Genomic DNA, 20,327 nt, shown 5'->3' with positions numbered 1-20,327 from the left:
GTTGCAATGAAAGTCATTAATTTAACAGAGCCAATGCCAAAAAAAATCCATGTTTATCAGCTAAGTAAATGGCCAGTATGGGGATTAGCATTTAGACCTTTCTTTTTAGGGGCAGGTATTCTGGCTGTTTTATCTATGAGCTACTGGCTGCTAATTCTGAGTGGCTATGCAAGTTGGCAGTTAACAATGCCTGCTACGCTGTGGCATGCCCATGAAATGCTATTTGGGTTTGCAGGGGTCGTTGCTATGGGATTCTTACTGACCGCAGCGCAAACGTGGACAGGTGTGCCAAGTGTTAGCGGTATTAAATTGTGTTTACTTAGTGTGACTTGGGTTATCGCACGCGGCAGTTTCTTTGTTGACGTAAATGGTATTAGTCAACTTAACCTTTACTTGGTAGGGGGATTTCAGCTTGTGTGGTGGTTGGCTGGTATTGCTATTTTGACTGATATGCTCTTACAGGCTAAAAGCCGTCATAATTATTTGTTCATTTTTATTACCGCCATGCTATGCGCGTGCAATATGATTTTCCTCAGTTTGGTCGTTTTGCAAAAGTTTTCCTTTGCGCTAAGTATTGTTGATACCGCCGTTTTACTCATGGTGTTATTGGTGGGGGTTGTTGCGGGGCGTGTTGTGCCTTTTTTTACCGCACGCGGTCTTAATATTACTGAACAAGTGCGCAGCCCTAAGCTTGATAAGCTACTGCTATTCAGTTCGTTATTTGCCATTGCTTGGTATTTCTTAAGCCAGTTATTTTTTAACACATTGAGTGTTGGCTGGGTATTCGCATGGCTAGCTACCTTGCATTTTTATCGCAGTATTTTGTGGTGGCATGCAGGTGTATTAAAAGTGCCTTTATTGTGGTCTCTGCATTTTGCTTATTGGGCACTGGCAATAGGTTTAGCGTTAATCGCTGTTAGCTTTTACAGCCCACTCATACTATTTAAAGATGCGTTGCATCTTGTCACTGTTGGCACGATTGGCTTAATGATTCTAGCCATGATGGTGCGTGTATCGCATGGCCATACAAGTCGTCCTTTACAGGTGCCTGTACTCGTGAATGTCGCCTTTATGCTTATTGCAGGAGCTGCCATTGTCCGTGCTCTGCTCCCCGCTATTTTAAACCATCACCTTGCGTGGCAATTAAGTGCATTGCTATGGGTGCTGGGTTTTATTTTATTTTTATTTCATTGTGCGCCCATTTTACTGAAACGTCGTGTTGATGGCCGTCCAGGTTAACTACTCTTGAATAGGAAAAAATATGTTATCTGAAAAAACGATCCAGGTTGTAAAAAGTACACTGCCTTTGCTTGCAGAAGCAGGTCCGCAGGTTACTGAGTACTTTTATGATCGTATGTTTAGTTATAATCCTGAGCTAAAAAATATTTTTAATATGACCCATCAAAAATCAGGGCATCAGCAATTTGCATTATTCAATGCGTTAGCTGCTTATGCTGCAAATATTGATAATCTTGAGGTCTTAAAAAGTGCGTTAGCGCGTATTAACCATAAACACACGAGTTACCATATTTTGCCAGAACACTACTCGATTGTTGGTGGGCATTTAATTGCGACCCTAAAAGAGTTATTGCCAGAGCAATTTACCCCTGAGGTTGAATATGCGTGGCGTGAAGCATATGCATTGCTTGCAGATGTATGCATTACAGAAGAAATGGCGCTATATCAAAAAACTAAACAAGCTAAAGGGGGCTGGTTTGGTACTCGTTTGTTTACGATCACTAAAAAACACGTTGAGTCAGATTCTATTACCAGCTTTACCCTCACTCCTTGTGATGGAAAGTCCGTTGTGTCGCACTTACCTGGTCAATACTTAGGCATAAAAGTCCACCCTAAAAAGACTGAGAATACTCAAATTCGCCAGTATTCTATCTCACAAAAAAGTAACGGTGAAAACTATCGGATCAGTGTGAAGCGAGAAGGACTGGTTTCTAATTATTTACATAGTTTAGATGAGGGCGAGCACATAGAGGTCTACCCACCCGCGGGTGATTTTGTTTTACGTGAAAGTAACAGCCCTGTGGTATTCATTTCTGCAGGGGTTGGTCAAACACCCTTGTTGGCCATGCTGCAAAGCTTACTTGACAAGCAACCTAGCCAGCCTATTCATTATTTACATGCCTGTGATAACGCTGCGCAATATGCATTTAAAGATTATTTGCTGTCAGAAGTTAATACACACCAAGGGCTGAGTTGTTTTACATGGTTTAAAGAAGGAGCCGGAGCCGATTTTACTGGTTTGATGGATGTTGCTTTACTGGCTGAAAAGTTACCGCTTAGCGATGGCGCGTTTTATATCTGTGGACCCATTGCTTTTATGGCTTTGATTAAACAGCAACTTGTTAATTTAGGTGTGGCAGCCGAGCGTATTCATTACGAAGTGTTTGGTCCTCATCAAAGCCTATAATAGCGATATCTGACAAGGGTTAATTATTGACAATTGCATGGATAGCAACGCTATTCATCAGAAGCACTAGAAAATGAAAGGCGCAGTAACATACTGCGCCTTTTTTGCTATTTGACTTCGCATTCCACATTGGGCAGTGGAATACGCAACTCTTTTTTAGGGTAGTAAAGTACGCATTGATCAGCGGCTTTTTGCAATATGAACTTTTCAGATGGAATGCTATGTGCCCCCATAATTGGCATACCATCTGGACCTTTACTGGTGCCGTGATCAATCAATAGTTCTGCGCTTTTTGTAAACACATCATCAGCGAGCGTTACTAAGCTCCCACCTTTGGCTGATTGAATCGCTTGTTGCAACTGAGTGATGACACCTGGGTTGACTCGCGTTAGTGTGGCATTTTGTGGTTGTTCGGCTTGGGTACTTTTACACGCCACTAAGCTTGTTAACATAGCGACAGCCAGCACATGTTTTTTACTCATTGCTCTTTCCTTTCGCTGAAACTGGACGAGTTAAATCCATGTTTTCTCTGTAAATAGGACGATTTGGTGAAAGCGATAACCCAGTCTCTTGTTCTGCTTGTGATGCAAAGTTTAGCTGTTTAGTTGCTGATGCTTGCGCCACAACAGGACAGCTATCATTTTCAATATGATAAAGAGCGGCCGCGAGGAGTCCTTCTTGTTGGTCGCCTAAAGAGTGATCAAAGTCATCAGCAACGACACATCCTTTCACATCAGCTGCAAATTGTGGTGTTGGTGTTGGGTTTAAGCCATCGGCGTATTCACCAAAACCTTTAAAGTTGGCACCGGTAAACTGAATTGTGTAATACGTCGTGGCGCAGTTATGCGTTGGGGTAAAGCCATAGGGTTTACCACAGGTTTTACCACCAATTAAAATAACTTCAGCATCAATGCCTTTTAAGCCATTTATAAAAGCTTCTGAGGCAGAACAAGTGCTTTCAGTGCTCAGTACATAGACTTTTGCTAAGTTAAGATCTGGCAGGGTATTATTAGTTACCTCAAAAGTTGAGTAGTCCACTTCAATATCAACGAACGGAAATGGGTTTTCAACAGGTTGTTTGTCGTTTTTAATGGTTTGATAGTAATAGTAACCTTGAGTATTAGCAGGGCCTGCGACCATATAAGCAAGCTGCGATGACAGCGCTAACAAGCCGCCACGGTTATATCTAAAGTCGATTACGAGTTCATCAATATTGTCGGCTTTAAACTGATTGACCGCATCAATAAGTCCTTGCTGAGCAATACTAATATGGCTATTAAATTGCATGTAGCCAACTTTGAAACCGTTTTCGGTAGTGATGGTGCCAACGTTTTGCACCGGCGTTTGGGTGATATTTCCGGCGACGATATTAATCGACTTTTCAGTGCCATCATTGCTGCGCAACTTAAAGTTGTGAGATTCGCCAGCTGTTGGACTAAAAAGTACTTCGTTTAATGTATCGACGCCTGCTGCGGTATTGCTATCAATGCTTACATTGTCAACCGATAGAATAGTATCGCCGCGCTGTAAACCTGCTTTAGCGGCTGGCGAATCATCTTCTAGATAAGCAACGCGCAACTCACGCGGAGGAGTATTCTTAATAAATGCCCAGTTAATTCCGTAGCCAGATACGACACCTGATTGCGCTTCTTTAAAGTAATCTTCGGTCGGTTCGCTAAAGTGGAAGTTATCTTTGTTAGCACCTGAGTCTGTTTTTTGGAACGTTTTTAACTGTGCAAAATAAGCGGCCACTGAATTAAAGTTATCTGGGTTATTATCTTCAATTTCATCGTACCAAAGGTAAGTTTCATTGCTCCAAGAGCGTAACCACATTTTCTCTGTAAATTCAGAGCCTGCTTTATCTGGGTATGGTTGGTTATTGTTGTAAGGATCAGTGCCCGTGCGTGGTATTGCACATTGGTCTTTAAATTCACTCGATGAGGCAAAAGTACCCGCAGTCCATGTTGGTCCAGAATTTGTTGGGGGTGGTGTAGGCGTGCTTGTATCTGGGTTGGTTGGCGTTGATGAACCTCCGCCACCACAGCCAGATAAAGAGAGGCCTGACACTGCAAAAAAGATTGCTACTGCGAGTTTGTTATTTTTAAACATTTGTCTACTTTCCTGTAAATAATTGTTTAAAAAGTATCAACAAGAAAGAGGCAAGGCAATAGAGTAAGGTTGTAGTTTTGTAAACAGGTGTACAAATTTTACAGTGCTTTTCTATTGCTTATTTCGGCTATCTCGAGTTTTTGCCATGACTCAAACAAGGTGCGTTGCTTATCTGATATTTTTAAGTCATAGGTTTTTTGCATATAAAAATAGGTGTCTGCTATACGTTTTCTTGCATAAAGTGGAGGTTCGAATACGCGCTGTTTAAAATCTATTTTCACAGGGCATGCGCCGTAGTTGGCGCTACTCGTTGCAACCATTCCATAGCGAAAATTTGAGCGGTCGGCATTTATTTCACCAATTGCAGGGGCTAGATTATGGATGTCAGCCTCCATTTTACGAAACTTTTCACTGACTTTTCGGCAGTTTTTACGCCCGCCATTTTGCCAACATTGTAATTGGTGCCCAAACTCCCACGCAGGGACTATATGTTCCCATTCAATTCGTTTCGCGCGTGCATTTTCTTTACCAGAGCGAGTGATTTCGTTACGTGGTATGTACCCGCAGACGCTCGGGTCGGGCACCAGTTTTTTTCCTTGGCGTTTAATATCACACCCGCAATATAAGCTTTTAGCGTTTTCGGGTAAGGTTTTAATAAGGTATTTTTTGGCGCTAGAAAAGTTTGAAAACTGTTCCGCAGACGCCGTAAAGCATAACAACAGGCATAAAGTTGCTGATAAAAGTAAACGCATATCCATCACATAAGTGAACTACTGGAAACACTATTGTAAAACGCAGAGCTGAAAAGAAAAAGAGCACGCGCCAAAAGTAAACTATAGTCATTAATAAATACAGTCTATGGGAGTTGAACAATGCGGTTAGGTGCGTTTTCTGTGAGTTTAAATGTACAAGATATCCATGCTTCAAAGCTATTTTACGAGAAGTTGGGGTTTACTCAGTTTGCGGGTGAGATAGAGCATAATTGGTTGATTATGAAAAACGGTGAACATTTAATAGGTTTGTTTCAGGGGATGTTTGATAAAACCATGCTGACTTTTAACCCTGGCTGGGACCAAAGTGCGAGACCTTTAAGTGAGTTTAGTGCTTATGATGAACTAGAGGCGCACTTTAAACAACAGGGGCTGGCGGTACAAAAGGTCGGTGATGCCAGTTTTATTGTCACCGACCCTGATGGTAACCCTATTTTGATTGATCAGCACGTGTAATCGGTTTACGGCGTCTGATACGGACATTTTGTAGTAATAAAATAATGCCCGTAATACAAAATAATACGCTACTTGCGGCAAAGCTAATTAGTAATGGGTTGTTGAAATTTTCTCGTTCATCATAATCCATGATATGCAGCATCCAGAAAAAGTCAAAAATGCGCCACAAGGTGCTACGAACACTAATGACTTTACCGGAGTCGCCTTCTAAATAAACGGTTGTATTTAACCAATCGTTATAGCTCACTTGCCACACATTGGAGCGGTGACCGACTTCTCTCGCTCCTTTTTCTAGTAACTGCGCACCCGCGACATCCGCCTTGATGAGTAAGTGTGCATTTGCATTGGCAATAATTTCAGTTTTAGTTGGTGTGCTCATAGCACGACCTGATTGACCGTCAAAGTTAAACACGCCTTTATTAGTCGTCACTTCGATGATGGGAGTGGTTAAAAAATGACGGTATTGAATGCTATCAATTTGCTGAAATTGTTTGGTTATTTGGTCAAGAGAAGCGGGGTAATCATGCAAGGTAAATGGATTATCTAAGCTACGATTGGCTAAATGTTTACCATGTACTTTTTGAAGGGGTATTGAGCTCATTACTAAGCCCCCTAATAACCAAAAAAAGAGTTGTATGGCGAGTAAGTAACCCAGCCACTTATGCCCTTTACGGGCATATTTAAATACGCGCTTATTCATTGATTACCTCTTATTATTTTTTTATTGGGCAGCGGTATAGACAGAGCGACTCAACGCTCTTGCAGCATTTACTGTATTCTAAATTTGGTTTATGTACAAAACTGAGTTAAAGTTTCAGAGATATCAATAGAGGGTAAAAACGAGAGTATGTCGGAAATTCAATTTTTAAATGTAGATCTGGAACTTGAATCAAAACACGATATGAGTGCGCTGGTAGCTGATTTAAAGAAAAACGCCATGGTTTTACATTACGACCAAGATGAATACCGTCAATTAGCACGTATTGAAGCCGCGGCTGATATCAGCACACCAGATAAAGCTATCAACCAATTATGTGAACTTATAGAGTCGTGCTCACGCAATGCATTAAAGCAATGGTTGTCTTGCTCAAAGCGTACTTTCGATATTGGGTTTGAGTCGGGTGACTCACCTAAATGTTTTAATCAAGCCCTGCACGCAGACACCTTATTACGTATTTCAGCGATTGGCGCAGGGCTCGAAATTACTATTTATCCTGTTGAGCGTTAATCACTAACGCTTGACTACCGCTGCGGTCATTCGTGATACGCAGCATAGTTCACCTGCCGCATTCGTTATTTTAATTTCCCATACAGATGTTCGCTTACCTAAGTGCAGTGGCTTTGCCGTGGCTGTTAAGAGGCCTTTTCGAGAGGCTTTAATGTGATTGGCATTTATTTCTTGGCCAACAGCATAATATGCGGTGAAGTCGACCACAAAATTGGCTGCATAACTTGCTACAGTCTCTGCTAAAACAACATTAGCACCACCATGGACCATCCCCATAGGGTTATGATGCTCTGGAATAGCGGGCATAGTGGCCACTAAATAATCGTCGCCGATTTCGGTTATTTCAATGCCCATTGTTTTCATTAATGTGCCTTGCCCAGTAATACCCTGTTCGAGTTCTTTACATAATTCGAGGGTGAATGGTTGATACCAAATGCTCATTGTGTTTCCTTCGCAAACTAACTTCTTAAGTGAAATATCGGTATACAATATGGTATCTATCCCCACCGTTCAATGCTTGTTTTTTATCATGAGAGGAAGGGGAATTTAAATTTGCGATTTTCAGATAACTGTATATACTCACAGTTAAATGTACTGTATGGAAAACCAGTTGTATGCGCCCATTAACAAAACGCCAATCGCAAATTTTAGAACTTATTAAAGTATTTATTAAAGACACTGGTATGCCACCTACGCGTGCTGAAATAGCGCAAACATTGGGATTTAAAAGTGCCAATGCCGCTGAAGAGCATCTAAAAGCACTGGCAAAAAAAGGCATGATTAAAATGAAGCCTGGAGCAAGCCGAGGCATTCAATTAGTCGAAGAAGACGAGCCAGAACAGCTTGGCTTACCACTGATTGGGCGTGTTGCCGCGGGTGAACCTATTTTGGCGCAAGAGCATGTAGAAAGCCATTGTCAGGTTGACCCTGCATTGTTTAAACCCGCTGCAGACTTCTTATTGCGAGTTAACGGCATGAGTATGAAAGACATTGGTATCATGGATGGTGACTTACTGGCAGTACACAAAACGCAAGTTGCAGAAAATGGCCAAGTTGTTGTGGCACGTGTCGATGACGATGTGACTGTAAAACGTTTAGAAAAAGCAGGACGTAAAGTATTTTTGCATGCTGAAAATGAAGAGTTTGCCCCGATTGAAGTGGACTTAGAGCATGAGTCATTTAATATTGAAGGCTTAGCGGTTGGGGTTATTCGCAACGCTGATTGGATGTAGCTTTTTATATTACGCGTTAATCGTTACAAGCAGAGTAATTCCTTTATCTGCTTTGCTAAACTTTTTTGAAACAACGCACCAAATTGATTCAATTTGGTGCGTTGTTTGTTTTTGACCGTTTACCTAAGATTTGTTAACCCTTACTTTCTACATAAAGCCTTATACGGCGCAGTTTTCCTTTCTTTTTAAGTTTTTATACTTGCCTTAAGTATTAATTAACGCGCTGATTATAGTTGTTATTTTTGCACCAAAATAAACATTTATTACCACGAAAACTTGCTTATTGCTCATTTTTTAACTAATTGGTTAAGTACATTGTATTAACACCTATTTACGAAAAAGACACACAACAAATGTGTAAGGGGGTTAAACAATGAGTGTGTCGTTCACTGCGTCGTGATGATACACAGACCCAAGCTGTTTGCAGATGACACATCAACCATCGATTGGTTTGGGTATTTAAACAATAAAAAAAACGAATGGGCACCAGCTGTAACGCCTTTTCGCTTTGCGTCTTGCAATAGCATTAAAAGGAGCTGTCACATGGGTAAACTGCGTTACACCTTGTGGCTTATATTGGTAGCACTTCCGCAACTTGCTTTGGCAAATAGCCAATTCAATATGCGTAAAGGTGTCACTGATATAAGTAATAATGTTTATGAATTACATATGACGATATTTATTATTTGTTGTGTGATTGGCATCATCGTATTTGCGGTGATGTTTTGGGCTTTGATACATCATCGTAAGTCTAAAGGGGCAAAGCCTGCCCAATTCCATGAAAGCACGAAGGTTGAGATACTTTGGACTGCAATTCCATTTGTGATCTTAATCGCTATGGCGATCCCTGCCACCAAAACGCTTATTGCCATGGAAGATGCTTCAAAAGCAGATATTACAATCAAAGTAACAGGGTCGCAGTGGAAGTGGCACTATGAATACATGGGAGAAGATATTGCTTTCTATTCGATTTTAGCGACACCGAAAGATCAAATAGATAATCAAGCCGAAAAAACAGAGCACTACCTACTCGAAGTCGACAAACCTCTGGTGTTACCAATCAACAAAAAAGTACGTTTTTTAATGACCTCTGATGATGTAATACATTCTTGGTGGGTTCCTGATTTTGCCGTGAAAAAAGATGCCAATCCCGGCTTTATTAATGAAGCATGGACACGCATTAACGAGCCCGGTATGTACCGCGGCCAATGCGCAGAGTTATGTGGCAAAGACCATGGTTTTATGCCGGTGGTTGTTGAGGCATTGCCAGAAGATGAGTTTGCGACTTGGCTTGCAGACGCAAAACAAGCGAAAGAACAAGCCGCTGCTGCAGATGCCGCATTACTTGATCAAACTCTTTCGAAAGATGAATTAGTTGTTTTAGGCGAGCAAGTCTATATGGCCAGCTGCGCAGCCTGCCATCAGCCCACTGGCATGGGATTGCCGGGTGTATTTCCAGCCTTAAAAGGCAGCCCAATCGTGTTGGGCGATGTGAACGATCATATTGATATTGTTTTACATGGTAAGCCAGGTACAGCGATGCAAGCGTTTGATAAACAGCTTTCAATAAAACAACTTGCAGCAGTCATCACTTATAAACGCAATGCGTGGGGTAACAATACCGGTGATGTCATTCAACCGAGTCAGATTCAAGCAGCAATTGATGCAGCAGCGGAGGCGAACTAATGAGTAACGTTATTAATGAGCAAGCCACTGAGCATGCGCATCACGACCACCATCATCCAGCGAAAGGTTTCAAGCGTTGGTTATATACAACCAACCATAAAGACATCGGTAGTTTGTACCTGATCTTCTCGTTGACGATGTTTTTAATTGGCGGCGCCATGGCGATGGTGATCCGTGCTGAATTATTCCAACCAGGTTTACAATTGGTTGATCCTCACTTTTTTAACCAAATGACCACAGTACATGGGTTGATCATGGTATTTGGGGCTGTGATGCCCGCCTTTACAGGGCTTGCGAACTGGATGGTACCTATGATGATAGGTGCGCCAGATATGGCCTTACCACGAATGAACAACTGGAGCTTTTGGATTTTACCTTTTGCCTTCCTTATTTTATTGGCATCGCTGCTTATGCCCGGTGGTGGTCCCGCTTTTGGTTGGACGTTCTATGCACCGCTTTCAACGACTTACAGTAACGATAATACCGCGCTGTTTGTGTTTGCAGTGCATATTATGGGTATTAGCTCAATTATGGGCGCTATCAATGTCATTGTGACAATTGTAAACCTTAGAGCGCCGGGTATGACATGGATGAAACTGCCTCTATTTGTATGGACGTGGCTGATCACGGCTTTCTTACTGATTGCTGTTATGCCCGTGCTGGCAGGTGCCGTGACAATGGTATTGACCGATAAGTACTTTGCGACCAGTTTTTTTGATGCTGCTGGTGGCGGAGATCCGGTGATGTTCCAGCATATTTTCTGGTTCTTTGGTCACCCTGAAGTCTACATTATGATCTTACCGGCGTTCGGTATTATCTCAACGATTGTGCCGACCTTTTCGCGCAAAAAATTATTCGGCTATGCGTCCATGGTGTATGCAACCTCATCAATAGCACTCTTAAGCTTTATTGTTTGGGCACACCACATGTTTACGACAGGTATGCCGGTTGCTGGCGAATTGTTCTTTATGTACGCGACGATGCTGATTTCGGTGCCAACTGGGGTAAAAGTGTTTAACTGGGTGGCAACAATGTGGCGAGGCTCTATTAGCTTTGAAATACCCATGATGTTTGCAATCGCCTTTATTGTGTTATTTACGTTAGGTGGTTTTTCGGGGCTTATGCTTGCTATTACACCGGCCGATTTTCAGTATCATGACACCTACTTTGTGGTTGCCCACTTCCATTATGTATTAGTTACAGGTGCTGTGTTCTCCATTATGGCTGGGGCCTATTATTGGCTGCCGAAGTGGACGGGCAATATGTATAACGAGACCTTGGCTAAATGGCACTTTTGGTTATCGCTTGTTAGCGTTAACGTGCTGTTTTTCCCAATGCACTTTGTGGGGCTTGCAGGTATGCCCCGCCGTATTCCAGATTACGCACTTCAATTTGCTGATTTCAATGCCATCATCAGTATCGGTGGGTTTGCGTTTGGTTTATCGCAACTGCTGTTTGTTTTAGTGGTCTTTAAGTGTGCCAGAGGCGGCGAAAAAGCCCCCGCTAAAGTATGGGATGGCGCTGAAGGATTAGAGTGGGAAGTTGACTCACCAGCACCGTATCACACCTTTGAGACGCCACCGGAGATTAAGTAATGAATCACGCACCTTTGCTTAAAAAGCTGTTGTTAGCATGTTTAGCTATGTTTGCATTTGCCTTCGCATTGGTGCCGCTTTATGACGTGTTTTGTGATGTTACGGGCCTCAATGGTAAACCCTCACTTGAACAAGCCAAAGTCAGTGAGCATGTAAATACTGAACGTCAGGTTGATGTGAGTTTTACAACTCATGCGCAAAGTGGCGCCCCATTCAAAGTGGAGTCTGAGCAGTACAGCGTCGCTGTGCAGCCAGGCGCCATGCGAGAAGTTAAGTTTAGTGCTAAAAATACCAGTAATACTGACAAGGTAATGCAAGCTATCCCAAGTGTTTCACCCGGTAAAGCAGCAAAGTATCTACATAAAATTGCTTGTTTTTGTTTTGATCAACAGCTGTTAAAAGCAGGAGAAGAAGTGGAATTCACTTTACTGTTTTATGTTGATACTGAACTACCCGATGACGTGGAAGAGCTAACATTGTCGTACACCGTGTTTGATATTAGCGGGCAAGTTGTGGCCAAGAACGATTAAGCCGCCAAGCTAATTGCTAATTAGGAGCAAACAAAATGAATCAAAATTACGAAAAATATTATGTGCCAGCCGAGAGTCCTTGGCCAATTGTTGGGGCTGTCGCAATGTTTTTAATTGCAGTAGGCGCAGGCCTCACTGTAATGCAAGTAAACGGCGAAGGAAACAGTGGTCAGTTCGTCTTATATCTTGGTATTGCGATCCTCATATATATGGTTTTTAGTTGGTTTAAAAACGTGATTGAAGAGTCGCACAAAGGGTTATATTCAGCACAAATGGATCGCTCATTCAGACAAGGTATGAGTTGGTTTATTTTTTCTGAAGTGATGTTTTTTATGGCGTTCTTTGGGGCATTATTTTACGCCCGCATGATCTCGGTACCTTGGTTAGGTGGTGCGGGGAATAATGCCATGACCAACGAGGTACTTTGGCCTTCATTTGAGGCCGTATGGCCATTGTTGACAACCCCTGCGGGAGAGACAACACAAGCAATGGGTTGGCAAGGCTTACCGCTGATTAATACCCTTATTCTATTAACTTCATCGGTCACTATCCACTTTGCGCATGTTGCCATAGAAAACAATAAGCGGGGGGCACTCAAAACGTTCTTATCACTCACTGTGTTGCTTGGTGTGGTGTTTTTGGCTCTGCAAGTTTATGAGTATATGCATGCATACCAAGACTTGGGTCTAACCCTTGATGCGGGAGTGTATGGCAATACCTTCTTTTTGCTGACCGGCTTTCACGGCATGCATGTGACCTTAGGGACGATTATTTTATTTGTGGTACTGCTGCGAATTTTTAAAGGTCACTTTACCAGTGAAAAGCATTTTGCCTTTCAAGCTGCGGCTTGGTACTGGCACTTTGTTGATGTGGTGTGGTTGTGTTTATTTGTATTTGTGTACGTGCTGTAGCGTTATGAATTGGCGATGGGTTAGTGTGAATAAAGCCCAGTTTTAATGCCGCAATAATGATGATCAGTACCATGGCAGAGAAAAACACTCGTCGACCTAAATAGTGAGACATAGGTCGCGAGTGTTGCTTAGTAGACATCATCACAAATAGCGCCCGAAACAGATTAAACACGATATATAACAATAACAGTGTAATGATGATTTTTATCATTTTAGGTTTCCTAGATGCAGTTGATTTTAAGGCGTAAACAAAAGCTTAGCTCAATTATTGCAATTTGCGTTGTGTCACTTGCGGTGCTGGTGTGTTTACGGCTGAGTGTGTGGCAGTATCAACGTGGTGAGCAAAAACAACAGCAATTAAGCCAGCTTGAGCAGTCAGAACAGCAAGGTGTAATGGACTGGCAGGCATTTCAATTATTACCTAATCAGGTTGATAAAACAGGTTTAAAGCTGACTTTGAATGGGCTCATCAATACGCAGCGTTATTGGCTGTTAGATAATCAGATTTACCAAGGACAAGTAGGATACGACCTACTTGCTGCTGTAAAAATTAATGATGATATAGCGCCTGTCATTGTTAATTTCGGCTGGTTGAAGGCACCGGTTGATCGTAGTCAACTCCCCACCGTAAATTGGCCTCAACCTTCACACATATCTACCACAGTGCAACTCAAACAAGGTCAGCTGCAAGGCTTTACGCTAGCAGATGAAATTGGCGCTGAAGCTGGCTGGCCTAAGCGTATTCAAGCAATTGATTTAGACATTTTTAGTCGTCAACTAGCGCAACCTCTGCAACCGTTTTTAGCCTACCGCCTTGCAGCTGATGACATAGCGACTCCTCATTACGAAAGTGTGGTGATGGGGCCAGACAAGCATTATGCCTACGCTGTGCAGTGGCTGCTCATTGGTGCGGCCTGTGTTGTTATAGCTTATTTTGCGATGAGAAGGAGACGTAATGAAAGTTAATCCACTTAGTTTATTTGCTCTATGTTGCTTTGTGCCACTGGCGTTAGCGTATACAGCATTGAAACTTGATTGGCTGCCCAGCGGTTCAAGTAATTACGGGGAGCTGTTAGAAACAGAAGTAAAGCTTGCAAATTGGCAGCAGGGCGATCCGAAACCATGGACGATTGCGCTTAACTACCCAAAAAGCTGTTACTCGGTTTGTGAAGCCCAGTTAGCTAGCTTAGACAACCTTCATATTGCCTTGGGTAAGAATCAGCAAAAGGTTGATGTTGCCGTTCTTACAAATCAGCAAGATATAGCCACTAGTTGGCGACAATTAGATGAAAACTCAGCGCTTAAAGCGGGAGATTTATATTTGGTCGATCATATGGGCTTGGTGGTACTGCACTATCCTTACACTGATGAGCCAGAACAAAACAGATTAATTCAAAAAGGGTTACTGAAAGATCTAAAAAAACTACTTAATTATGCGCGTTCAAGTTAAAGCTCAGTAAGGATGCAAAAGATGTATAAAAATTATAAATATTTAGTCTTAATTACGTGTTTTATGTCGGTGTTAGTCGTTGGACTGGGGGCTTATACACGGCTCAGTGATGCAGGTTTAGGCTGCCCGGACTGGCCCGGTTGCTATGGGTTTTTAACGGTGCCAAAGCACGAAACAGCATTACTACATGTTGAACAAAACTACCCAGATATGATGTTTGAAGCGGCAAAAGCGTGGAAAGAAATGATCCATCGTTATTTTGCCGGTGCGCTTGGGTTATTTATTTTGGCTTTGTTTGCTTTGGCTTGGTTAAAACGCCAATACCCAACTACCCCAGTTAAGTTAACGTTACTGCTCCTTTTATTAGTGGTATTTCAAGCCGCGCTAGGTATGTGGACCGTTACCATGAACTTACAACCTTTAGTGGTGATGGGGCATTTGCTTGGGGGGTTCAGTATTTTGTCTTTAGTGTTCTTGTTGTACTTGAGGCTAACCACAAAACCCATTGTGGGTGGGGATGCGGGAGCTCGGCCATATTACCGATTAGCCTTGATTGGCTTAGTCGTTTTGATACTTCAGATTGCCTTAGGAGGGTGGCTTGCGGCTAATTATGCGGCACCGCACTGCAATGGGTTGCCATTGTGCAGTTATGCTCAACCTTTCTCGTTAAAGAGCGTTTTTCAACTGCCACTTGAACACAGTACTTATGAGTATGGTGTTTTATCGCAGCAGGCACGTATGTCTATTCACTTATTACACCGTATTTGGGCCCTTGTTACCTGTGTTGTATTGGCACTCATTATGTGGCGTATCTATTCGCACTCTTATTCTCGAAAAATAAAGCATTGCACGGTCACCGTGTTAATAGCCTTACTGTGTCAAATCTGTTTAGGCCTTGCGGTTGTTCATTGGCATTTCCCTTTAAGCGTAGCGCTTGCTCATAACTTAATGGCAGCCATGTTGTTATTAACAATGGTTAGACTATGTTTCCACTTAAAAGCAAGAACTTAGGAGGCGATAATGGCCTTAACATTACGTACTGAAAAATCAATATTTTCTCATGGTCATGCGTTGTTAAAAGACTATCTTGCGATTAGCAAATTTAAAGTCGTTGCGATGCTTGTTCTCACCGCATGGGTTGGTTTAGCACTTGCTCCTGATATGGGGCGAGGTCTTTTTGTTCAATTGGCAAGTTTGTTGGGTATAGGTTTACTCTCAGCCGCTGCTGCGGTGATTAATCATGTTGTTGATAGTGAAATTGATAGCAAGATGGCGCGTACTCGCCACCGTCCTGTCGCTAAGGGGCGTTTGAGCAAGCAACATGCTTTAAGTTTTGCAGCTGCTATTGGTACTGCAGGCTTTATGATGTTGATCATTTGGGCAAACACCTTAACGGCGATACTGACACTTTTTGCGTTAGTGGGTTATGCATTTATTTACACTTCTTTTTTAAAGCGTGCCACACCGCAAAATATTGTTATAGGGGGGCTGGCCGGTGCTATGCCACCCTTATTAGGGTGGGTGTCTGAAACGGGTCATATGGCGGCAGCGCCTTGGCTACTTGTTATGATTATTTTTACCTGGACTCCGCCTCACTTCTGGGCGTTAGCGATTGCGCGTAAAAGTGACTATGAGCGAGCAAAAATTCCGATGTTACCCGTTACCCATGGTATCGAATTTTGCAAAACATGTGTGGTTGCTTACTCTGTTTTACTGGCATTGGTGTGTGTATTACCTTATTTAATTGGTATGTCAGGGGGCATATACTTAATGGCGGCAAGTGCGTTAAATGCCATTTTCGTTTATAAAGCATTAAAGCTAAAACTGGGTGGGAAAGATGATACCGCGATGGACTTATTTCGTTTTTCAATTGTGCATTTAATGCTACTCTTTATCGCCTTATTTATTGATAAATGGTTGCTTTTATGACGCGTTTTTTAGTGGCACTTTGTTTGGGAGTGGTGTTTTTTTTAACGGGCTGTAGCCCCGAAAAATCACCTCCCGATGTGGATGCGCTGGTGTATCAGCAAGCCAAGCCTGTTAAGTCATTTACATTGATTGATCAGCATGGCGACGCCGCCGATAATAGTCGCTTCAAAGGTCATTGGAATTTAGTCTTTTTAGGTTACACAAGTTGCCCTGATATTTGCCCAATGACGTTGGCTAAATTGACCAGTGTGCAACAGCAGCTGAGCCAAGATTACACGGTACAAGTGTGGTTTGTAGCGGTTGATCCAAAACGAGATACCACCGCAAAACGCAAAGCCTATATTGATTATTTTAACCCTGATTTTTTAGCCGTATCAGGCCCTCATAAACAGCTCTTTCCCTTTGTTAGAGATTTAGGGCTCATTTACGCGATTAATGACAGTGATGAGCAAGAATATGCTGTTGATCACAGTGCGTCAGTCGTGATGGTTGACCCCGATGGCGCGGTACGCGCAATTTTCAAGCCCGAGTTTAAACAGGGCAATGTTCCGCTTATTAACGCCAGTACGTTAACAGAAGAGTTTAAAAAAATTGCAGATTATTATCACTAAGTATCTGTATAGACAAGTGTGATTATTTTCGAGGGAGCGATTGCTCCCTTTTTTGATTTCAACATGTAAGCTACTAAAAAATTTTACAATTTTTTAATTCAATTAATGGCAATTTTAATAACTCGGTCTAAGCTTTTGTTATGAATTGTTTTAAGCAGGGAAAGTGCCAGTAATGTTGAAGCTTCCTACTGAATTAGCCATCACTCAAGTCGAATCACTACATCAAGATTTGTTGCAAGAGTTGTCAGCAAACGATGATATTTGCCTTGATATTAGTGAGGTGACTCGTGCCGATACGGCCTCAATTCAGCTGTTATGTTCATTACAAAAGCATTTGCTTTCAGTCCAACACAAAATTATTTGGGTAGGCGAAAGCAAGCCGTTGCAAGAGGCAATAAATAGTTTGGGCTTAAGTCATTATCTTGTACTTGAGAATACCAATTAAGAGGTTTTTATGAAAAGAATTTTAGCTGTTGATGACTCTGCATCTATGCGACAAATGGTAGGTTTTACGCTAAAAAAAGCAGGCTTTGAAGTCACGGAAGCAAAAGATGGCAGTGAGGCGTTGAACATAGCTAAACAGCAAGGTTTCGATGCCGTTATATCCGATGTGAATATGCCAGTGATGGATGGTATTACGCTCATACGTGAATTACGTAGTTTACCAAACTATAAATTTACCCCTTTATTGATGCTAACGACCGAGTCTGGCCTTGATAAAAAATCCGAAGGAAAAGCAGCGGGGGCAACGGGATGGATTGTTAAACCATTTAATCCTGAGCAATTGTTAGCGGTTTTAAAAAAAGTGATTCGCTAACAATAGGAGCGGGGCATGAGTATAGATCTAAGCCAATTTTATGAAGTGTTTTTCGAAGAAAGCTTTGAAGGACTGGATGCTATGGAGGCTGAGTTATTAAACTTAGTTCCGGGCGAAGAAGACTCAGAAACAATCAACACTATTTTTCGCGCCGCGCATTCTATTAAAGGGGGCAGTGGTACATTTGGCTTTAATTCTGTTGCTGATTTTACCCATGTTTTAGAAACGCTGTTAGACCAAATTCGGGAAGGTTCACGAGATTTAACGGCCGAACATGTAAACTTATTACTAAAATCAGTGGATTGTTTACGAGCTTTACTTAGAGCATTGCAAGCAGAACAGCAACCCGACTTAACCGAAGCGGATGAACTGCGAATCAAATTCGAAGAAATACTCGGTATGCGTGCGGCAAGTAAAGTGGCAGAGCCTGTGCAGGAGCCACTCAGCGAAAACAGTATTAATACTTTCCAAATCGATTTTAAACCACATCATCACCTATTTAAAACCGGCAATGAACCGCTGTATATGATCAGTGAATTAGCTGAGTTAGGTGACTTAGAAACTCAAGCGTTTCAAGATGCTGTTCCTGATGTTACCGACCTCGCCCCCGAAGATTGCTTTTTGTCGTGGCGTTTTTTCTTAACCACAGAAAAAGACCAGAGTTGTATCGAAGAAATTTTCGAATGGGTTGAGGATGACGCCGATATTACGATTACCTTATGCGGCGGTTTATTTGGTGATGAAGTCGCTGTGAGCGCGGCGCCATCAACGCAGGTCGAGACTGACAACAAAAATGAAAAAGCAGCCACCAAGCCCGATGCCGAAGTAAAGAAAGTCCCTGCTGTAAAATCAACAACAACCAACACCGAATCCACCTCAATCCGTGTTGGTATTGATAAAGTTGACTCCTTAATCAACATGGTTGGTGAGTTAGTCATTACGCAAGCTATGCTGACTCAATTAGGTGAGCAAGAAATTACTGAAGCCACGATTGCATCGTTGCAAGAGGGGCTTGCTCAACTTGCACATAACACCCGCGATTTACAAGAAAGTGTTATGCGTATCAGAATGTTGCCTATTAGTTTTGTGTTCAGTCGTTTTCCTCGTTTAGTCCGCGATATTTCGCAAAAACTAGACAAACAAGTCGAACTGAAACTACTTGGTGAGCAAACTGAGTTAGATAAAACGGTGATGGAGAAGATTTCTGACCCGATGGTGCATTTGGTTAGAAACTCGCTTGATCATGGCCTTGAAACGGTCGATAAACGTGTTGCTGCCGGTAAAAATCCGGTTGGTACCGTGACGCTTAATGCCTTTCATCAAGGTGGTAATATTGTCATTGAAATTATGGATGACGGACAAGGCCTCAATACCACCAAAATACGCGAAAAAGCCATTAAAAATGGCTTGATATCAGAAGCAGACGATCTATCTGATAATGAAGTTAACGAACTAATTTTCTTACCCGGCTTTTCAACGGCTGACCAAGTGAGCGACTTGTCGGGTCGCGGTGTTGGTATGGATGTGGTTAGACGAAATATTGAAGCCTTGAGTGGTTCCGTTGAAGTGTCGTCTGCCCCAGGTGTTGGTTCAACGTTCACCATTCGCTTACCACTCACGCTGGCTATATTAGATGGTCAACTTGTTCGTGTGGCTGAGCATACCTACATTATTCCACTTATTTCGATTATTGAATCGTTGCAAATCGATATCACGAAGGTCAGTCGAGTTGGAAAAGATTTGGATGTGTTGCGGCTACGCGATGAATACATCCCGATTTTACGTCTATACAGTATTTTTAATCATCAAGGTGCGATTGAAACACTGGATAAAACCTTACTGGTGGTGGTGGAAAGTGATAACCAAAAAATTGGTTTATTGGTTGATGACTTATTATCCCAGCAACAGGTTGTTATTAAGAGCTTAGAGGCGAATTATCAAAAGGTCGATGGCGTCTCAGGGGCAACAATCTTAGGGGATGGCCGCGTTTCACTGATTGTTGATATTAGTGGCTTAATTAAGTTATCAGGGCTTAGAAAGCCCGGCAGTCAAGAGCTAATAATAGAGTCAAAAGCTAACTTGGAGGCGTCATGATTGCAGCACACGATGACCTACATAATAAGCTGAATATTGAGCAAGACCAAGATGTTAAACAGTTTCTAACCTTCTTTATGGCTGAAGAAGAGTACGGTGTAGATATTTTAACTGTGCAAGAAATACGCAGTTGGGAAGAAATAACGGTTATTCCAAACTCACCCGATTTCGTCAAGGGGGTGATCAACTTACGTGGCACGATAGTGCCTATTGTTGATTTGCGGTTGCGATTTGGTATTCCGGCTATTGAGTATGGGCCACTCACAGTGGTGATTGTACTGAAAGTAGAGTTAGAGAACGCAAGTAAAATTATGGGCATCGTTGTTGATGCTGTTTCGGATGTCTATAGCATTGCTGAGCATGAGGCAAAAGCAGTGCCACATCTATCTGACTCAGATAACGCACAGTACGTTGCGGGGTTAGTAAATGTGGGTGAAAAAATGGTCGCGTTACTCGACCTACAAAAAACAATGGACATTTAATT

24 protein-coding genes are annotated in these 20,327 nt (G+C 42.3%); 18 read left to right on the top strand and 6 right to left on the bottom strand.

The window, feature by feature from the left end; translation table 11 throughout:
* The first annotated feature begins 6 nt into the window (after positions 1 to 6).
* Positions 7 to 1,239: an NnrS family protein gene (locus IT970_RS15105; protein ID WP_074989185.1), complete on the top strand. Its 1,233-nt coding sequence runs from the start codon at positions 7 to 9 to the stop codon at positions 1,237 to 1,239.
* Between the two features lie 22 nt (positions 1,240 to 1,261).
* Entirely contained in the window at positions 1,262 to 2,425 is a 1,164-nt protein-coding gene (gene hmpA, locus IT970_RS15100) for an NO-inducible flavohemoprotein (RefSeq protein ID WP_196857466.1), read from the top strand.
* Positions 2,426 to 2,532: 107 nt separating this feature from the next.
* Here hmpA and IT970_RS15095 read toward each other — a convergent pair whose 3' ends face one another.
* From IT970_RS15095 to IT970_RS15085, 3 genes are all read right to left on the bottom strand, one after another.
* Entirely contained in the window at positions 2,533 to 2,907 is a 375-nt protein-coding gene (locus IT970_RS15095; RefSeq protein WP_036973440.1) for a hypothetical protein, read from the bottom strand.
* Entirely contained in the window at positions 2,900 to 4,534 is a 1,635-nt protein-coding gene (locus IT970_RS15090) for a S41 family peptidase (RefSeq protein WP_065979423.1), read from the bottom strand. Before IT970_RS15090 ends, IT970_RS15095 begins: the two co-directional genes overlap by 8 nt.
* A 98-nt stretch (positions 4,535 to 4,632) precedes the next feature.
* Positions 4,633 to 5,292 (bottom strand): endonuclease, encoded by a 660-nt coding sequence (locus tag IT970_RS15085; protein WP_065979422.1) that lies wholly within the window; start codon positions 5,290 to 5,292, stop codon positions 4,633 to 4,635.
* 114 nt (positions 5,293 to 5,406) lie between these two features.
* Here IT970_RS15085 and IT970_RS15080 point away from each other — a divergent pair, with 114 nt between their 5' ends.
* Positions 5,407 to 5,760 (top strand): VOC family protein, encoded by a 354-nt coding sequence (locus tag IT970_RS15080; protein ID WP_036973434.1) that lies wholly within the window; start codon positions 5,407 to 5,409, stop codon positions 5,758 to 5,760.
* On the opposite strand, the gene IT970_RS15075 is transcribed toward IT970_RS15080, so the two are convergent.
* A complete protein-coding gene (locus tag IT970_RS15075) occupies positions 5,735 to 6,460 on the bottom strand; it encodes a hypothetical protein (protein ID WP_118844730.1) in 726 nt (241 codons plus the stop codon). The genes IT970_RS15080 and IT970_RS15075 overlap by 26 nt on opposite strands.
* A gap of 147 nt (positions 6,461 to 6,607) precedes the next feature.
* Here IT970_RS15075 and IT970_RS15070 point away from each other — a divergent pair, with 147 nt between their 5' ends.
* Positions 6,608 to 6,988, top strand: coding sequence for a hypothetical protein (locus tag IT970_RS15070; RefSeq protein WP_036973432.1), 381 nt, complete (start codon positions 6,608 to 6,610; stop codon positions 6,986 to 6,988).
* 3 nt (positions 6,989 to 6,991) lie between these two features.
* On the opposite strand, the gene IT970_RS15065 is transcribed toward IT970_RS15070, so the two are convergent.
* The gene (locus IT970_RS15065; RefSeq protein WP_036973431.1) at positions 6,992 to 7,429 is read right to left on the bottom strand and encodes a PaaI family thioesterase; all 438 of its coding nucleotides are present in this window, start codon (positions 7,427 to 7,429) and stop codon (positions 6,992 to 6,994) included.
* Between the two features lie 173 nt (positions 7,430 to 7,602).
* Between IT970_RS15065 and lexA the strand changes: the two genes are divergently transcribed.
* The 5 genes from lexA to IT970_RS15040 all read left to right on the top strand — a co-directional run bounded on the left by lexA (position 7,603) and on the right by IT970_RS15040 (position 12,942).
* Positions 7,603 to 8,220 carry a transcriptional repressor LexA gene (gene lexA, locus IT970_RS15060; RefSeq protein WP_036973430.1) on the top strand — a complete coding sequence of 206 codons (618 nt, stop codon included), beginning with the start codon at positions 7,603 to 7,605 and terminating at the stop codon, positions 8,218 to 8,220.
* A 543-nt stretch (positions 8,221 to 8,763) separates the two neighbouring features.
* Entirely contained in the window at positions 8,764 to 9,906 is a 1,143-nt protein-coding gene (gene coxB / locus IT970_RS15055) for a cytochrome c oxidase subunit II (protein ID WP_036973429.1), read from the top strand.
* Complete coding sequence (gene ctaD / locus IT970_RS15050; RefSeq protein WP_036973428.1) at positions 9,906 to 11,501, top strand: cytochrome c oxidase subunit I; 1,596 nt, start codon at positions 9,906 to 9,908, stop codon at positions 11,499 to 11,501. The genes coxB and ctaD overlap by 1 nt, the downstream gene beginning before the upstream one ends.
* Positions 11,501 to 12,031 (top strand): cytochrome c oxidase assembly protein, encoded by a 531-nt coding sequence (locus IT970_RS15045; RefSeq protein ID WP_196857465.1) that lies wholly within the window; start codon positions 11,501 to 11,503, stop codon positions 12,029 to 12,031. The genes ctaD and IT970_RS15045 overlap by 1 nt, the downstream gene beginning before the upstream one ends.
* A gap of 35 nt (positions 12,032 to 12,066) precedes the next feature.
* A complete protein-coding gene (locus IT970_RS15040; RefSeq protein ID WP_036973425.1) occupies positions 12,067 to 12,942 on the top strand; it encodes a cytochrome c oxidase subunit 3 in 876 nt (291 codons plus the stop codon).
* Here the strand turns inward: IT970_RS15040 and IT970_RS15035 are convergent.
* Positions 12,842 to 13,153, bottom strand: a complete 312-nt coding sequence (locus tag IT970_RS15035; RefSeq protein WP_074989191.1) for a DUF2909 domain-containing protein — start codon at positions 13,151 to 13,153, stop codon at positions 12,842 to 12,844. The genes IT970_RS15040 and IT970_RS15035 overlap by 101 nt on opposite strands.
* Positions 13,154 to 13,167: 14 nt before the next feature.
* Here IT970_RS15035 and IT970_RS15030 point away from each other — a divergent pair, with 14 nt between their 5' ends.
* The 9 genes from IT970_RS15030 (at position 13,168) to IT970_RS14990 (ending at position 20,325) form a co-directional block, all read left to right on the top strand.
* Positions 13,168 to 13,908 (top strand): SURF1 family protein, encoded by a 741-nt coding sequence (locus IT970_RS15030; RefSeq protein ID WP_036973424.1) that lies wholly within the window; start codon positions 13,168 to 13,170, stop codon positions 13,906 to 13,908.
* On the top strand, positions 13,898 to 14,392 hold the full coding sequence (locus IT970_RS15025; RefSeq protein ID WP_118844729.1) for a transmembrane cytochrome oxidase associated protein: 495 nt from the start codon (positions 13,898 to 13,900) through the stop codon (positions 14,390 to 14,392). Before IT970_RS15030 ends, IT970_RS15025 begins: the two co-directional genes overlap by 11 nt.
* Before the next feature lie 21 nt (positions 14,393 to 14,413).
* A complete protein-coding gene (locus tag IT970_RS15020) occupies positions 14,414 to 15,403 on the top strand; it encodes a COX15/CtaA family protein (protein WP_118844728.1) in 990 nt (329 codons plus the stop codon).
* Positions 15,404 to 15,412: 9 nt separating this feature from the next.
* Positions 15,413 to 16,321 (top strand): heme o synthase, encoded by a 909-nt coding sequence (gene cyoE / locus IT970_RS15015; RefSeq protein ID WP_036973419.1) that lies wholly within the window; start codon positions 15,413 to 15,415, stop codon positions 16,319 to 16,321.
* On the top strand, positions 16,318 to 16,932 hold the full coding sequence (locus IT970_RS15010) for an SCO family protein (protein ID WP_118844727.1): 615 nt from the start codon (positions 16,318 to 16,320) through the stop codon (positions 16,930 to 16,932). Before cyoE ends, IT970_RS15010 begins: the two co-directional genes overlap by 4 nt.
* 172 nt (positions 16,933 to 17,104) lie before the next feature.
* The gene (locus IT970_RS15005; protein ID WP_036973417.1) at positions 17,105 to 17,377 is read left to right on the top strand and encodes an STAS domain-containing protein; all 273 of its coding nucleotides are present in this window, start codon (positions 17,105 to 17,107) and stop codon (positions 17,375 to 17,377) included.
* Between the two features lie 9 nt (positions 17,378 to 17,386).
* Complete coding sequence (locus IT970_RS15000; protein ID WP_036973415.1) at positions 17,387 to 17,749, top strand: response regulator; 363 nt, start codon at positions 17,387 to 17,389, stop codon at positions 17,747 to 17,749.
* Positions 17,750 to 17,764: 15 nt separating this feature from the next.
* Complete coding sequence (locus IT970_RS14995; protein ID WP_118844726.1) at positions 17,765 to 19,843, top strand: chemotaxis protein CheA; 2,079 nt, start codon at positions 17,765 to 17,767, stop codon at positions 19,841 to 19,843.
* Complete coding sequence (locus tag IT970_RS14990; RefSeq protein WP_065979415.1) at positions 19,840 to 20,325, top strand: chemotaxis protein CheW; 486 nt, start codon at positions 19,840 to 19,842, stop codon at positions 20,323 to 20,325. Before IT970_RS14995 ends, IT970_RS14990 begins: the two co-directional genes overlap by 4 nt.
* Positions 20,326 to 20,327: the final 2 nt, after the last annotated feature.

The organism is Pseudoalteromonas sp. A41-2 (genome assembly GCF_015767615.1).
In the GTDB taxonomy this organism is placed as follows: Bacteria; Pseudomonadota; Gammaproteobacteria; order Enterobacterales; family Alteromonadaceae; genus Pseudoalteromonas; species Pseudoalteromonas lipolytica.
The sequence above is the reverse complement of the archived record's forward strand: the minus strand, read 5'-3'. Positions and strand labels throughout refer to the sequence as shown.

Bases quoted from the DNA above. Each gene is read 5' to 3' on its own strand.
- IT970_RS15105 (WP_074989185.1), top strand. From the start codon at position 7: ATGAAAGTCATTAATTTAACAGAGCCAATGCCAAAAAAAATCCATGTT.
- hmpA (WP_196857466.1), top strand. From the start codon at position 1,262: ATGTTATCTGAAAAAACGATCCAGGTTGTAAAAAGTACACTGCCTTTG.
- IT970_RS15095 (WP_036973440.1), bottom strand. From the start codon at position 2,907: ATGAGTAAAAAACATGTGCTGGCTGTCGCTATGTTAACAAGCTTAGTG.
- IT970_RS15090 (WP_065979423.1), bottom strand. From the start codon at position 4,534: ATGTTTAAAAATAACAAACTCGCAGTAGCAATCTTTTTTGCAGTGTCA.
- IT970_RS15085 (WP_065979422.1), bottom strand. From the start codon at position 5,292: ATGGATATGCGTTTACTTTTATCAGCAACTTTATGCCTGTTGTTATGC.
- IT970_RS15080 (WP_036973434.1), top strand. From the start codon at position 5,407: ATGCGGTTAGGTGCGTTTTCTGTGAGTTTAAATGTACAAGATATCCAT.
- IT970_RS15075 (WP_118844730.1), bottom strand. From the start codon at position 6,460: ATGAATAAGCGCGTATTTAAATATGCCCGTAAAGGGCATAAGTGGCTG.
- IT970_RS15070 (WP_036973432.1), top strand. From the start codon at position 6,608: ATGTCGGAAATTCAATTTTTAAATGTAGATCTGGAACTTGAATCAAAA.
- IT970_RS15065 (WP_036973431.1), bottom strand. From the start codon at position 7,429: ATGAGCATTTGGTATCAACCATTCACCCTCGAATTATGTAAAGAACTC.
- lexA (WP_036973430.1), top strand. From the start codon at position 7,603: ATGCGCCCATTAACAAAACGCCAATCGCAAATTTTAGAACTTATTAAA.
- coxB (WP_036973429.1), top strand. From the start codon at position 8,764: ATGGGTAAACTGCGTTACACCTTGTGGCTTATATTGGTAGCACTTCCG.
- ctaD (WP_036973428.1), top strand. From the start codon at position 9,906: ATGAGTAACGTTATTAATGAGCAAGCCACTGAGCATGCGCATCACGAC.
- IT970_RS15045 (WP_196857465.1), top strand. From the start codon at position 11,501: ATGAATCACGCACCTTTGCTTAAAAAGCTGTTGTTAGCATGTTTAGCT.
- IT970_RS15040 (WP_036973425.1), top strand. From the start codon at position 12,067: ATGAATCAAAATTACGAAAAATATTATGTGCCAGCCGAGAGTCCTTGG.
- IT970_RS15035 (WP_074989191.1), bottom strand. From the start codon at position 13,153: ATGATAAAAATCATCATTACACTGTTATTGTTATATATCGTGTTTAAT.
- IT970_RS15030 (WP_036973424.1), top strand. From the start codon at position 13,168: ATGCAGTTGATTTTAAGGCGTAAACAAAAGCTTAGCTCAATTATTGCA.
- IT970_RS15025 (WP_118844729.1), top strand. From the start codon at position 13,898: ATGAAAGTTAATCCACTTAGTTTATTTGCTCTATGTTGCTTTGTGCCA.
- IT970_RS15020 (WP_118844728.1), top strand. From the start codon at position 14,414: ATGTATAAAAATTATAAATATTTAGTCTTAATTACGTGTTTTATGTCG.
- cyoE (WP_036973419.1), top strand. From the start codon at position 15,413: ATGGCCTTAACATTACGTACTGAAAAATCAATATTTTCTCATGGTCAT.
- IT970_RS15010 (WP_118844727.1), top strand. From the start codon at position 16,318: ATGACGCGTTTTTTAGTGGCACTTTGTTTGGGAGTGGTGTTTTTTTTA.
- IT970_RS15005 (WP_036973417.1), top strand. From the start codon at position 17,105: ATGTTGAAGCTTCCTACTGAATTAGCCATCACTCAAGTCGAATCACTA.
- IT970_RS15000 (WP_036973415.1), top strand. From the start codon at position 17,387: ATGAAAAGAATTTTAGCTGTTGATGACTCTGCATCTATGCGACAAATG.
- IT970_RS14995 (WP_118844726.1), top strand. From the start codon at position 17,765: ATGAGTATAGATCTAAGCCAATTTTATGAAGTGTTTTTCGAAGAAAGC.
- IT970_RS14990 (WP_065979415.1), top strand. From the start codon at position 19,840: ATGATTGCAGCACACGATGACCTACATAATAAGCTGAATATTGAGCAA.